This window comes from Cognaticolwellia aestuarii (assembly GCF_002000025.1).
Classification (GTDB): domain Bacteria; phylum Pseudomonadota; class Gammaproteobacteria; order Enterobacterales; family Alteromonadaceae; genus Cognaticolwellia; species Cognaticolwellia aestuarii.
In genome coordinates this window covers 143,869-157,521 of sequence record NZ_MUZV01000006.1, presented here as the reverse complement: position 1 = coordinate 157,521, position 13,653 = coordinate 143,869, and the positions used below count along the sequence as shown (strand labels likewise).

10 protein-coding genes are annotated in these 13,653 nt (G+C 38.6%); 3 read left to right on the top strand and 7 right to left on the bottom strand.

Going from position 1 to position 13,653, the window contains the following annotated elements; genetic code table 11:
- Positions 1-94: 94 nt before the first annotated feature.
- Both B0169_RS10870 and ppsR read right to left on the bottom strand, forming a co-directional pair.
- Complete coding sequence (locus tag B0169_RS10870; RefSeq protein ID WP_077285997.1) at positions 95-1,147, bottom strand: 3-deoxy-7-phosphoheptulonate synthase; 1,053 nt, start codon at positions 1,145-1,147, stop codon at positions 95-97.
- A 127-nt stretch (positions 1,148-1,274) separates the two neighbouring features.
- Positions 1,275-2,084: a posphoenolpyruvate synthetase regulatory kinase/phosphorylase PpsR gene (gene ppsR / locus B0169_RS10865; RefSeq protein ID WP_077286141.1), complete on the bottom strand. Its 810-nt coding sequence runs from the start codon at positions 2,082-2,084 to the stop codon at positions 1,275-1,277.
- A 216-nt stretch (positions 2,085-2,300) separates the two neighbouring features.
- Between ppsR and ppsA the strand changes: the two genes are divergently transcribed.
- Both ppsA and ydiJ read left to right on the top strand, forming a co-directional pair.
- Entirely contained in the window at positions 2,301-4,691 is a 2,391-nt protein-coding gene (gene ppsA / locus B0169_RS10860) for a phosphoenolpyruvate synthase (protein ID WP_077285996.1), read from the top strand.
- A gap of 311 nt (positions 4,692-5,002) precedes the next feature.
- Positions 5,003-8,077 carry a D-2-hydroxyglutarate dehydrogenase YdiJ gene (ydiJ, locus tag B0169_RS10855; RefSeq protein ID WP_077285995.1) on the top strand — a complete coding sequence of 1,025 codons (3,075 nt, stop codon included), beginning with the start codon at positions 5,003-5,005 and terminating at the stop codon, positions 8,075-8,077.
- Positions 8,078-8,182: 105 nt separating this feature from the next.
- Here ydiJ and B0169_RS10850 read toward each other — a convergent pair whose 3' ends face one another.
- Positions 8,183-9,223, bottom strand: coding sequence for a Leu/Phe/Val dehydrogenase (locus tag B0169_RS10850; protein ID WP_077285994.1), 1,041 nt, complete (start codon positions 9,221-9,223; stop codon positions 8,183-8,185).
- Positions 9,224-9,429: 206 nt separating this feature from the next.
- On the opposite strand from B0169_RS10850, the gene B0169_RS10845 reads away from it, so the two are divergent.
- On the top strand, positions 9,430-9,840 hold the full coding sequence (locus B0169_RS10845) for a DUF4826 family protein (RefSeq protein WP_164474803.1): 411 nt from the start codon (positions 9,430-9,432) through the stop codon (positions 9,838-9,840).
- A 24-nt stretch (positions 9,841-9,864) separates the two neighbouring features.
- Here B0169_RS10845 and B0169_RS10840 read toward each other — a convergent pair whose 3' ends face one another.
- The 4 genes from B0169_RS10840 to hflD all read right to left on the bottom strand — a co-directional run bounded on the left by B0169_RS10840 (position 9,865) and on the right by hflD (position 13,651).
- Positions 9,865-10,326, bottom strand: a complete 462-nt coding sequence (locus B0169_RS10840; protein ID WP_077285993.1) for a GNAT family N-acetyltransferase — start codon at positions 10,324-10,326, stop codon at positions 9,865-9,867.
- Between the two features lie 5 nt (positions 10,327-10,331).
- A complete protein-coding gene (locus B0169_RS10835) occupies positions 10,332-11,486 on the bottom strand; it encodes a cupin domain-containing protein (protein WP_077285992.1) in 1,155 nt (384 codons plus the stop codon).
- 149 nt (positions 11,487-11,635) lie between these two features.
- A complete protein-coding gene (purB, locus tag B0169_RS10830; protein WP_077285991.1) occupies positions 11,636-13,006 on the bottom strand; it encodes an adenylosuccinate lyase in 1,371 nt (456 codons plus the stop codon).
- Between the two features lie 21 nt (positions 13,007-13,027).
- A complete protein-coding gene (gene hflD, locus B0169_RS10825; protein WP_077285990.1) occupies positions 13,028-13,651 on the bottom strand; it encodes a high frequency lysogenization protein HflD in 624 nt (207 codons plus the stop codon).
- Positions 13,652-13,653: the final 2 nt, after the last annotated feature.

Here is a 13,653-nt window from a genome sequence, read left to right as displayed (position 1 = left end):
GATATTAAAAAGCCGATTATCAAATTGATAATCGGCTTTTTTTAATACTAGCGCTTAGTTACCATAACTAAGTGTTTAACTTATTACAGTAACGTTATGACATTCTCGTGTTAACTGCATTGGCTAATACGTCCAATATCTCTTCACTGGTGTCTAAATTAATACAGGCATCTGTAATACTTTGACCGTAAGTTAAAGGTTGATCTGTAAGCACTTTTTGATTTCCTGCGACTAAAAAGCTTTCGATCATCACACCAAATACAGATTGATTACCTTGTTGAATTTGTTCAGCTAATGAACGTGCAACGTCTATTTGTTTATTATGATCTTTATAACTGTTGCCATGGCTGCAATCAATCATGACTTTATCTGTTAAGCCAGCCTTAGCTAAGGTTTCCCCTGTCGCTTCAATGTCACTTTGATGATAATTAGGTGTTTTACCGCCACGTAAAATAACATGAGCGAAAGGGTTGCCATGCGTTTGGTAGATACACATTTGGCCACTTTTGTCTGGAGAGTAGAGTACATGAGGTACACTAGAAGCTTTTATCGCATCAACCGCGATTTGAACATTGCCATCTGTGCCATTTTTAAAACCAACCGGGCATGAAAGGGCAGAAGCAAGCTCTCTGTGCACTTGGCTTTCAGTGGTACGTGCACCAATTGCACCCCAGCTGATCAAATCAGAGATATATTGCCCAGTCACCATATCTAAAAATTCAGTGCCGGCAGGTAAACCTAATTTATTTATTTTCATCAATAAGTTGCGTGCTAGGTTTAGACCTTTTGCAACGTGAAATGATTTGTCTAAATCTGGATCGCTGATCAAGCCTTTCCAACCTACGGTGGTACGTGGCTTTTCGAAGTAAACACGCATAACAATTAATAATTGTTCAGCATATTTTTCATGTAAAGTTTTTAGTTTTTCTGCGTAGTCAATCGCTGCTTCAGTATCATGGATAGAACAAGGTCCGATAATAACAAGTAAACGTTTATCTTCCCCTGTTATAATTGCTTCGATATCCTGGCGACTTTTGATGATAAAATCAGCTGTTTTATCATCCAGTGGAATTTGCTGGGCAAGTTCAGCAGGTGAGACTAAGTTTTCAATTAACGTGGTTCTAAATTCATCAGTTTTTATGGTCATGTGCTATCAAATGCTTGTTAGCCTGCATATCGACATGCAGCGCAATAATAATATCGCGCTAACATAACGAATATAGCCAATTAAGTGAACCGCTTTCTAAGTTTTTATGTAACTTATTTGTTATAAGTTAATATTTATAGCGCTGAAGGCCGGTTTCCGATAATATTTTTGCGGTTATTTCTTCAACAGAAAGTTTAGTGGTATTGAGAAACGGAATTTTTTCTTGTTTGTATAGTTTTTCAACTTCTCGTACTTCCATTCGACATTGTCGTGCTGATGAGTACTTGGTATTAGCCATCCTACCGTCACGTATATCAACTAATCGCTCAGCATCAATGGTGAGACCAAAAATTTTCTTTTTATGCATTTTTAAAAATGGCGGCAATTTAAGTTCGTCCATATCATCATCGGTAAAAGGGTAATTGGCCGCTTTTATGCCGTATTGTAGAGCTAAATACAGTGATGTTGGTGTTTTACCTGAGCGTGATACGCCAACAAGTATGACATCGGCATGCTCATAGTTGGTGACATTTGAGCCGTCATCATTGGCGAGAGAGTAGTTAACGGCATCGATACGATAATCGTAACTGTTTTCATGAATACTATGCGTTCTATGTGCTTTAGGTTTGGCCTGAATACCAAGTTTTTCTTCAAGCGGTGCAACAAAATGTTCAAGGAAGTTATAAATAATGCCATCACAACTATCAATGATCTCACGAATATCAGGGTTAACAAAAGTATGAAAAACCAACGGTGGCACACCTGTTCGCTTTGCTGCTTTATTGATACGCGCACATGCTTCTAGCGCTTTTTCTTTTGTTTCAACAAATGAAATCGTATCGTGTTCAAATTCTATGGGGAAAAGTGATAATAATGCATGACCGAAAACTTCAGAAGTTATCGCCGTGCCATCAGAAATATAAAAAGCTGCTCGCATGATAAAACCCATTATTTATTTTTGTTGTTGATAATGAAAACTTTTAATTAGTGCTTTAGTTTCAAAGTTAGCAGTGTAAAATGTCTGTAGCATGAAATACACTGTTTAATGAAACTTGTCTGATAAAACTCTTAAGAAAGATATTTTTAGTTGGCTTTGGCAACTAATATCGAGATAGTTTTCTTAAATTTTATTATGTCCAGTGGAGATGTTGTCGTGCAAGAATACGTACTTTGGTATGAAGATTTAGGAATGAATGATGTTGATCGTGTAGGCGGTAAAAATGCATCATTGGGTGAAATGATTTCAAATCTTTCAAATGTCGGCGTGCAAGTACCTGGTGGTTTTGCAACTACCTCATTTGCTTTTAATGAATTTCTAGAACAAAGTGGTCTGAACGATAAAATTTATCAATTATTAGATAACTTAGATGTAAGTGATGTTAATGCCTTAGCTGAATCAGGCAATAAAATTCGTCAATGGGTTATTGATACGCCATTCTTACCTGATATGCAAAAAGATATTGAGCAAGCTTACGCGAAACTCGCCGGCGGCTTTGCTGATGATGCTTCATTTGCGGTTCGCTCATCTGCAACAGCAGAAGATATGCCAGATGCTTCTTTCGCTGGCCAACAAGAAACCTTCCTAAATGTACGTGGCTTAGACGCGGTGATGATCGCGATTAAACATGTTTTTGCTTCTTTGTTTAACGACAGAGCTATTTCTTACCGCGTACATCAAGGTTATGATCATCGGGGGGTTGCGCTTTCAGCAGGCATTCAGCGTATGGTGCGTAGTGATATTTCTGCTAGCGGCGTCATGTTTTCTATAGATACCGAGTCAGGCTTTGAAGATGTTGTTTTTATTACCTCTAGTTACGGCTTAGGTGAAATGGTGGTGCAAGGGGCGGTAAATCCAGATGAGTTTTACGTCCACAAACCTACTTTAGCAAGTGGCAAACCTGCTGTTGTACGTCGCAATATTGGTAGTAAAGCCATTAAAATGATTTATGCTCAATGTCCTGAAACCAAGCAAGAGCATGGAAAGCAAGTTGAAATTGTCGATATTGAACAAGCACAGTCTGATACTTTCTCTTTAACCGATCAAGAAGTTGAAGAGTTAGCTAAACAGGCCGTGATCATTGAAAAGCACTATGGTCGTGCTATGGACATTGAATGGGCTAAAGATGGTCTAGATGGCAAATTGTATATTGTACAAGCGCGTCCAGAAACAGTAAAAAGCCGTGAAAATGCTAATGTAATGGAGCAATTTCAATTAAAGGCAACAGCAGACATTATTTGTGAAGGTCGCTCGATTGGCCATAAAATAGGTAGTGGTGAAGCAAAAGTTTTATCATCATTAGCTGAAATGGATAAGATTTTACCTGGTGATGTATTAGTCACCGACATGACAGACCCTGATTGGGAACCCATCATGAAGCGTGCGTCTGCAATTGTGACTAATCGTGGGGGGCGCACATGTCATGCTGCGATCATTGCCCGTGAAATGGGTATTCCTGCCGTTGTTGGTTGTGGTGATGCTACGAGTAAAATTGCCACGGGCGATGAAGTTACTGTTTCGTGTGCCGAAGGTGATACTGGCTTTATCTATCAAGGCAAGCTTGATTTTACCGTGACCACTTCTGAAGTGTCTTCAATGCCTGATTTACCGTTAAAAATAATGATGAATGTCGGTAACCCAGATCGTGCCTTTGCTTTTGCTCGCTTACCACATGCAGGTATTGGTTTAGCGCGCCTTGAATTTATTATTAATAAAATGATCGGCGTTCATCCTAAAGCGCTATTAAACTTTGATGAGCAATCTGCTGATCTTCAAGATGAAATCCGCGATATTATTGCGGGTTATGAAAGCCCAGTTGAGTTTTATATTGCTAAGCTTACCGAAGGTATTTCAACATTAGCTGCCGCTTATGCGCCGGAAAAAGTTATTGTGCGTATGTCTGATTTTAAATCAAATGAATATGCTAATTTGGTGGGTGGGGAACACTTCGAGCCTGAAGAAGAGAATCCAATGATTGGCTATCGTGGCGCCTCTCGTTATATCTCGAAAGATTTCAGAGATTGTTTTGCTCTTGAGTGTGAAGCGATTAAACGTGTTCGCAACGACATGGGCATGACGCATGTAGAAATCATGATCCCATTTGTTCGTACACTTGATGAAGCATCTCAGGTTATTGATATTCTTGCTGAAAATGGTTTGAAGCGTGGAGAGAATGGTTTACGTGTTATTATGATGTGTGAGTTGCCATCTAATGCTTTATTAGCCGATCAGTTTCTTGACTACTTTGATGGTTTTTCCATTGGCTCAAATGATTTAACACAGCTAACCTTAGGTTTAGATCGTGATTCTGGTTTAGTGGCACATTTATTTGATGAGCGCGATCCTGCCATTAAAATATTGCTCGAAATGGCAATTAAAGCCTGTAAATCGCGTGGAAAATACGTCGGTATTTGTGGTCAAGGGCCTTCAGATCACGAAGACTTTGCTGCATGGTTGGTTGATAAGGGCATTGAAAGTCTCTCACTTAATCCTGATACCGTTTTACCAACTTGGTTGTATTTAGCGGAGCAACACAGTAAAAATTAATCGTTAGCGTTGTCTAGCTTCGTTTAGTTTTTCGATTAAGCAGCCTAGGAGTTTATTATCAAAGTGTAATAAACCACCTAGGCTTTTTTATGACCAAAAAACACGCTAGGCCTTTTTTTGCTAAGTGTCATCCCCGCGGGTTCTATTGACCTTGCATAGCGAAGATCTCGCTGATGTTTATTATTGTTAATTACATAACAATAGATAAAAACTGCATAATTTATGCTTGCTTAAGGTGAGTGAAACTCGCATTTTGCCTTGGTTTGGGTATATAATATTGGCCACTTTATGCTGTTTAAGAATTGTTATTCATGTTACCTCGCCTAAGCCCTCAAGAGTTAGTTTCTCCTTTATATCAAGAGTTTGCCAAAGTTTTAGCAACTAAGGATTTTACTGGCGATATTAATTTTCAATACGGTGCACGTTTAGCGCATGCAACTGACAACAGTATTTATCAACAACTACCGCAATTGGTTCTGCATCCGCGCAGTAAACAAGATATTCAAATAATAACGGCGCTCGGCAGTGAAGCGCACTTTAATGAAATAAAGTTCAGTGCTCGTGGAGGCGGTACGGGTACTAATGGTCAAAGCTTAACGCCCGGTATCGTGGTCGATTTATCAAAATATATGAACCGGATATTAGAGATTAATGTTGAAGAAAACTGGGTTCGAGTTGAAGCAGGGGTAGTGAAAGATCAGTTGAATGATTATTTAAAACCTTTTGGTTTTTTCTTCTCTCCAGATTTATCGACCAGTAACCGTGCCACTATCGGCGGTATGATCAACACCGATGCTTCTGGGCAAGGCTCTTTAGTTTACGGTAAAACCTCTGATCATGTTTTAGGGCTTGAGAGTGTGTTGGCTAATGGTGAATTACTTTCGACATCACCCATGTCAATCGCTGCAGCAGAGACTCTTGCAGCACAAGACACCACTATAGCTAAATTGATGCAACAAGTATTAAGCTCTTGTCGTGATAATCGAGCGCTGATCCTGCAAAAGTTTCCGCGTTTAAACCGCTTTTTGACTGGTTATGATTTAGAAAATGTTTTTAATGATGACTTATCTATTGTTGATTTAAGTCGAATCATTACCGGCTCTGAAGGTTCATTGGCCTTTGTTTGTGAAGCAAAATTAAATTTAACAGCCATTGCTAATGCTAAAACTCTGATCAATATTAAATACGACAGTTTTGATTCGGCATTACGTCACTCACCACGCTTAGTTTCAGCTAAGGCAACATCAGTAGAAACCATTGATAGCAAAGTGCTCAACCTGGCTAAACAAGACATTGTTTGGCAGTTAGTCAGTGATATGTTGCAAGATGTTGATGGCGCTATCATGGACGGTATTAATATGGTGGAATACAACGGTGATAGCGTTGAAAGTGTTGCTGAGCAAGTCAGCGCTTTATGTGCTGAACTTGATAAAGATATTGCCAATAAAACGGGAGTCATTGGCTATCAAGTTACCTCTGATTTAGCCAGTATTGCCAAACTATATACTATGCGTAAAAAAGCAGTTGGTTTACTGGGCAATACTAAGGGTAGCCAAAAGCCTTTAGCATTTGCTGAAGACACGGCAGTACCCCCTGAAAACTTAGCTGATTTTATTGCCGAGTTTAGAGAATTACTTGATGGACATGGTTTGCATTATGGCATGTTTGGCCATGTTGATGCAGGTGTTTTACATGTTAGACCGGCATTAGACATGTGTGATCCAGAGCAAGAAATTTTACTCAGGAAAATTTCAGACAAGGTGGTAGCACTAACTGCAAAATATGGCGGTTTAATGTGGGGTGAACATGGCAAAGGTTATCGTAGTGAATACGGACCAGAAATTTTCGGTGCTACACTCTTTAGTGAGTTGCGTAAAATTAAAGCCGCATTTGATCCATTGAATAAAATGAACCCAGGAAAAATATGTACACCTTTTCACTCTAGTGAAAAATTAGTTTCAGTTGATGATAAAAAGCGTGGCTTTTATGATCGCCAAATTCCAATCACGGTTAAAAATTCTTTCAATTCTGCTCTTGATTGTAATGGTAACGGTTTATGTTTTAATTATGATGCCAATAGCCCTATGTGTCCTTCAAGTAAGGTTACGCGTGACCGTAGGCATTCTCCGAAAGGTAGAGCAGGCTTGATGCGAGAGTGGCTACGCTTAGTTGAGGCTAAAGGTGTTGATATACTGGCTTTAGAGCAAAATATTCAACATTGGTCAGTTAAAAGGTTACTAGATAAAATAAAAAATCGCTTTAATCGCTTGTCAAACGAGCAAGTTAATGATGATTTTTCTCATGAGGTTATGGAGGCAATGCAAGGGTGTTTAGCGTGTAAAGCCTGTGCCAGTCAATGCCCGATAAAAGTTGATGTACCTGATTTTAGAGCACGCTTTATTAACCTATATCATTCACGATATTTCAGGCCATTAAAAGATCACTTAGTCGCCAATGTTGAGTTGATGACGCCTGTTATGGCAAAAGCACCTAAAATAGTTAATAGCATTTTATCATCAACTATTTACGACAAGTTATCACGGGCAAGTATCGGTTATGTAGATACCCCTTTACTGTCAGTGCCAACTTTAACACAAAGAGCAACTGCTCATAACTTTTTGGTATTTGATCTTGAAAAGCTAAAAAAGCTTTCGGCTAGTGATCGCGCTAAATCACTTTTGATTGTGCAAGACCCATTTACCTCATTTTATGATGCGCAAGTGGTTGAAGACTTTATGTTGTTAGCAGAAAAAATCGGCTTTCGACCGGTACTTTTACCATTTAAGCCTAATGGCAAACCACAACATGTGAAAGGCTTTTTAGCCAAGTTTGCTAAAACCGCTAAATCAACTGCTGATTTTTTAAATCAAATTCATCAACTTGATATGGCAATGGTGGGCTTAGATGCATCATTAGCATTGTGTTACAGAGACGAGTATAAACAAACACTTGGTCAGCATCGTGGCAATTTTGAGGTTAAGTTAGCGCATGAATGGCTAATATCGATAATCGATCAGCAAAATATCAATACAAAGGGTGATATCGTGGACTCAGATCAGAATATTGCTTATAAGTTGTTTGCACACTGTACCGAAAAAACCGCATTATCAGGTAGCGAAGGGCAGTGGCAACATATCTTTAAACATTTCGGTTTGTCTTTATCGAGTATAGCGGTCGGGTGTTGTGGTATGGCGGGTACTTATGGTCATGAAAAAGTGAATTTAGCTAATTCGAAAGCACTTTATGAAATGAGTTGGCAGGAAAAAATTGCGAATTTGGCAACAGAGCAAATATTAGTTACGGGTTATTCTTGTCGTAGTCAAATCAAACGTTTAGATAACAGAGTCACACAGCATCCAGTTCAAGCACTCTTAAAGGCACTCTAGTTATTATATAGAATCAATAAAAAAGCACCGTAAGGTGCTTTTTTACTTTTTGCATATCAGTACGTTAAGTCATGATATTTAGATAATGCCAGGTTAAGCCTCGGCTTAAGCACCTCTAGCAATAATGCTACGTGCCATTTCATCAGCAATAATGCCTGTTGGCATATTGTTAGCTGCCGCTGTTTCAAAAACAGTCATTAAAGTGTTGTAAATATTCTCGACTAGCTTTGTTGCACTTTCAGCACAATAAGGTTCAGGGTAAATTTCTAAAGCAACATTGATAATACCGCCAGCGTTGATTACGTAATCAGGCGCATATAAAATGCCTTTTTCTAACAATAGTTGATCATGGCGCGATTCAGCTAATTGATTATTAGCACAACCAGCTACGATGCTTGCTTTTAATTGAGAAATTGTTTCATCATTAATGGCAGCACCGAGAGCGCATGGTGAAAATACATCAACATCTTGACTATAAATTTCGTCTAGACCAACAACCGTTGCGCCAAATTCTGTTGCAGCTTTATCTAGCGTAGCTTGATTGATATCAGTTACGATCAATTCAGCACCAGCAGCATGTAATTTTTCACATAAAGCGTAACCAACACTACCTAGACCCTGCACAGCAACCTTAATGCCTGATAAGTCGTCTTTTTTTAGCTTAAATTTGACGGCAGCTTTTATGCCTAAAAATGTACCTAACGCAGTAAAGGGGCCAGGATTACCACTTTTGCCTTCAAGTCCAGATACAAAAGCCGTGTTTTGGTTAACAATAGCCATATCGCCGGTGGTGATATTGACATCTTCCGCAGTGTAATAACGACCATTTAAATTATTAACAGCCTGACCAAAAGCTTTAAATAACGCTTCTGATTTTAGCTTTTTAGGATCGCCAATAATTACGCCTTTACCGCCACCTAGCTTTAAACCAGCCATGGCATTTTTGTAAGTCATGCCTTTTGATAAACGTAAAACATCTTTTAAAGCTGCTTCATCACTTACATAATCCCAAAAGCGACAACCGCCAGCTGCTGGACCTAATGCCGTACTATGTACTGCAATGATGGCTTTTAGCCCTGAAGCTTCGTCACTGCAATAAACAACTTGCTCGTGGTTGTCAAAATCTACTAAATCGAAAACGGACACTATCGTAATCTCCAATGATTTTAGAAATAGCTCAATGATAAATTTTTCTTGAACTAAGGTTGTAATAATTCGCTGCGCACAATACCATTTAGGTAAGGGCTTCGCTAGTGAAGCTATAAATAAATTTGAATTTTGCTGTGAATTAATTCATACAAACTTTCCATTGTTAACATCCCATTACAATCATTAACAAAAAGACCATAAATATGACTGATAAACTAGAAATGACTGAAGAACAAAAACAAGCATGGATACGCGAACAATACCTCAAAGCAACTAAATACCTTGCTGAGAAAGGTTTAGTCACCGAGAGCGTTGCAGAGACGGAAAGTCGCTATTTAGTACCAGTTATGGCGTTATGGAAAATTAATCTATTGGATAAAACTAAAGTATGGGTGGTATCGGGAGATTTACCGACAGATCATATTGTTTTAGACAAAGGTGAATCAGCACGTGATGTTGTTAGACATTTCTCTTTTAAATGGCAACTACAGGCAGAAAACCTTTTGCGCTTAGATGACCAAGAACAAAAGCAATTTGCTGAGTTTTTGATCACGCGAGCAGATGGGCTTTATCAGCTTTATGATAAAGACGAACTTTGGCAAGCAGAAAAATAAAAAAATTTACCATAAGATTAGGTATTAGTGGCTTAAGTAATACTTAGCCACACTGACTTCGCTTAATGGGCAGGTCATTTTCTGTTTTGGCATGCCCGCTTCCATAAATACCGAGCCTGAGCTATTAAAGTTCATTTTTTTAAAATAATCAGTCGCGTCCAAAGGGCTATAAATAAAGATTTCTTTTAAGTCCATTTCTCGTGCAATGTTAAATAATGTTCGTAAAATAGCTTTATCGACCCGATCTTTACGGCAGTACTTCAATACCGCGATACGGCTAATCTCCCCACTTGAGAGAATACGCCCTGTACCTATCGGCTCTTGCGTTTTATCATGGCAAGCTAAAACATGACAAGCAAAGCGGTCTTTACGATCAAATTCAATATGTTTTGGAATACGCCACTCGCAAACAAAAACTTGTTCTCTAACATTTTTTAATAGGGGAGCTGCCTGCTCCCATTTAACGCGACTAACTGTGTATGACATTTATTTTATTCTATATACCAATAACCCTTATTTAAAACACTAGTTAACAATTGGGTGTTTTTCAAACAACTATTAAAGCTTTTTACTTGGTTTGTCGTTAAAGGCGATTGTTCGGCTAATAATTCAGCTAATGGTAAGCTTTGTTTATCAATTGGAAAACTATCGCCATTGAGAAATAAGGTTATTTCTGCTTCAGAAGTAATGGCTGCTTTTAAGCCCGATACTGGCATAAATAGTATTTCGGGTTCAGATAAAATATCAGCAAGTTTGTCGGCATCTATCTCATTGACCGGCATGAGCAATTCTAATGCATGATGACTTTGCGTTAAGTATTGACCAATAAATTGCTCAAATAATGCAGTATCCTCTAACTGCTCTAGCATAAAAGCTTTCAATTGCTGTTGATCAGCTTTACTGATCAAAGTACTCGAATCCGTTACTTTGCGTGCCGTATCACTAAAGCGCAGCTCACCTAAGTTATTATCAATTAATTTATCAGCAAAGCTTGACCATAGCTCTTGACTTGAAGGCGCTTGAAATCCAATAGAAAAATTAACTGAGTTCTCAATTGATACGCCATTGTGAGGGTGATTTGGCGGAATATACAGTAAATCACCTGCTTCAGTTATTTCATCAATCAAGGGTTCAAATGCGGATACTTGCTTTAGATCAGGGTGGGGGAGCAATGTTGATAAAGCTTTATTAGGAGCACCAACTTGCCATCTTCTTTTTCCACTGCCTTGAATAATAAAAACATCGTATTGGTCTAAATGTGCGCCAACACCACCGTTAGGTGTTGAAAAGCTTACCATGACATCATCAATTCGCCATCTAGGTATAAAAGCAAACGGCTGTAATAAACTATTGGTTGGACGTGACCAATTATTCACTGCTTGTACCAGTAATGTCCAATTTTCCTCACCATATTGAGAAAAGTCTTCAAAAGGGCCATGATCTACTTGCCAATTTCCCTTGTTATCCACGCTAACAATACGCGACTCTATTTCGGCTTCCATTGCCAAACCAGCGAGTTCATCAGCGGGAATAGTATCTTTGAAGTTTTTAAAAGCTTGCTTAATTAACAGTGGTTTTTTTTGCCAATATTCTGCAAGAAATTTTTCAGGGCTTAATTCACCCCAATTTAGTGCTGCTATAGTCATTTTATTACCTTATGATGTCGTCATTTTCTATATAGTTGATATGACGAGTGATTGGTACTTACTTCATCTTACTGCGAATACAGAAAGTAAAAAGGGAGCCATTACGGATCCCTTTTTAATCATTATAAAACTGAATTGCTAGTCAATAACTAGTCTAGTTCATTAATAAATGAAACGGCACGGCCGATATAAGAAGCAGGTGTCATTTCACAAAGTTGTGCTTTTGCCGCTTCAGGTAATGCTAAAGTCATAATGAACTCACGCATTGAATCGCCATTTACACGCTTGCCACGGGTTAATTCTTTTAATTTCTCGTATGGTTTTTCAATGCCGTAACGACGCATGACTGTTTGGATCGGCTCAGCAAGCACTTCCCAGTTAGCATCAAGTTCAGCAGCTAGATTCGCTTCGTTTACTTCTAACTTACTGATCCCTTTACGTGTTGCTTGGTATGCGATCAAGGCATGAGCAAAGCCAACACCTAAATTACGTAAAACAGTAGAATCTGTTAAATCACGTTGCCAGCGAGAAATAGGTAACTTTTGTGCTAAATGAGTGAATAGGGCATTAGCAATACCTAAGTTACCTTCAGAGTTCTCAAAATCAATTGGGTTAACTTTATGTGGCATAGTAGAAGAGCCAATTTCACCAGCAATGGTTTTTTGCTTGAAGTGACCTAGGGCAATGTAGCCCCAAACATCACGGTCAAAATCGATTAAAATAGTGTTGAAGCGAGCAATCGCATCAAATAGTTCAGCTATATAATCATGTGGTTCAATTTGCGTGGTAAAGGCGTTGAAACTTAGACCTAATGAGTTAACAAACTCATGAGCAAAGTTTTGCCATTCTACTTCAGGATATGCCGATAAATGTGCGTTATAGTTGCCAACAGCGCCATTGATTTTACCTAAGATTTCTACTTGGGCAATTTGCTGACGTTGACGTCGTAAACGAATATAAACATTAGCCATTTCTTTACCAAGCGTACTTGGAGAAGCTGGTTGACCATGGGTACGACACATCATAGGAATATCTTTATATTCTACTGCCAGAGCTTTGATATCGTTAAGAATGTCATCAATCATTGGCATTAACACATGTTCACGACAATCAGATAACATTAAGCCATGTGAAAGATTGTTAATATCTTCAGAGGTACATGCAAAATGTATGAATTCTGTAATCGCATTTAACTCAGCATTATCAGCAATTTTTTCTTTTAGAAAATACTCTACTGCTTTGACATCATGGTTAGTTGTAGCTTCAATATCTTTGATTGCTTGTGCATCAGCTTCTGAAAAATCAGCAACTATAGCATCTAATAACGCATTAGCTTGCGTAGAAAATGCTGGAACTTCGTTAATTTCGGCAGTTGCGGCTAATTTTTGTAACCAACGTACTTCAACTGTTACACGGTATTTGATTAAGCCAAATTCGCTGAAAATAGGGCGCAATGATTTAACTTTACTGCCATAACGACCGTCAACTGGCGATATTGCAGTTAATGCTGAAAGTTCCATAGTAATTTCCTGAAGTTAGATTTAAATTTCTTTAAGTAATTGTTGAGCACACGCGACAATCTTTGCGCGGCCAAATAAAATATTTCTGCGTTTACCGCCAACTTGTCGCCAAAGTACGCTTGAGCGAATTCCGGCTAATAATAAAGCACGAATTTTGTGTTGATTACTTTGTTGTTTAAGTAAAGCTGGCTCACCGGCAACTTGAATTGGTGTGCCAATAGGGCTGAGTAAGTCACTGTAAATACTCGCTAAGCTAGCAATAAGGGTGTCGCTGGTAATATCGTAATGGGCAAGCTGGCGTTGGCTTTGTTCAATGCGCTCACCTAGCAGTGATAATTGATTTTTTTTGCTTGCTAAACGGCGTTCAAGTCCTAATAAACTAACCACATAACGGGTTAACTCAGGATCTTTTTCTTTGGTTTGATTGCCTAACTGCTCAATTAATGTGTTTAGGCCTAATTTTAAATGTACCAGTTCGTGACTGTAAACATCTAATATACTCTCTGGAGAAGTCACCATAATACTATTGAGCATAACGCCAAGATCAGATTCATCTATTGAGCCCGTTCGAGCAACTTGTTGCACTAAAGCTGAAGCTTGGCAAACTGCAGCCATGGTAATAGTTTGTTTTTCTAAATTATTCATGT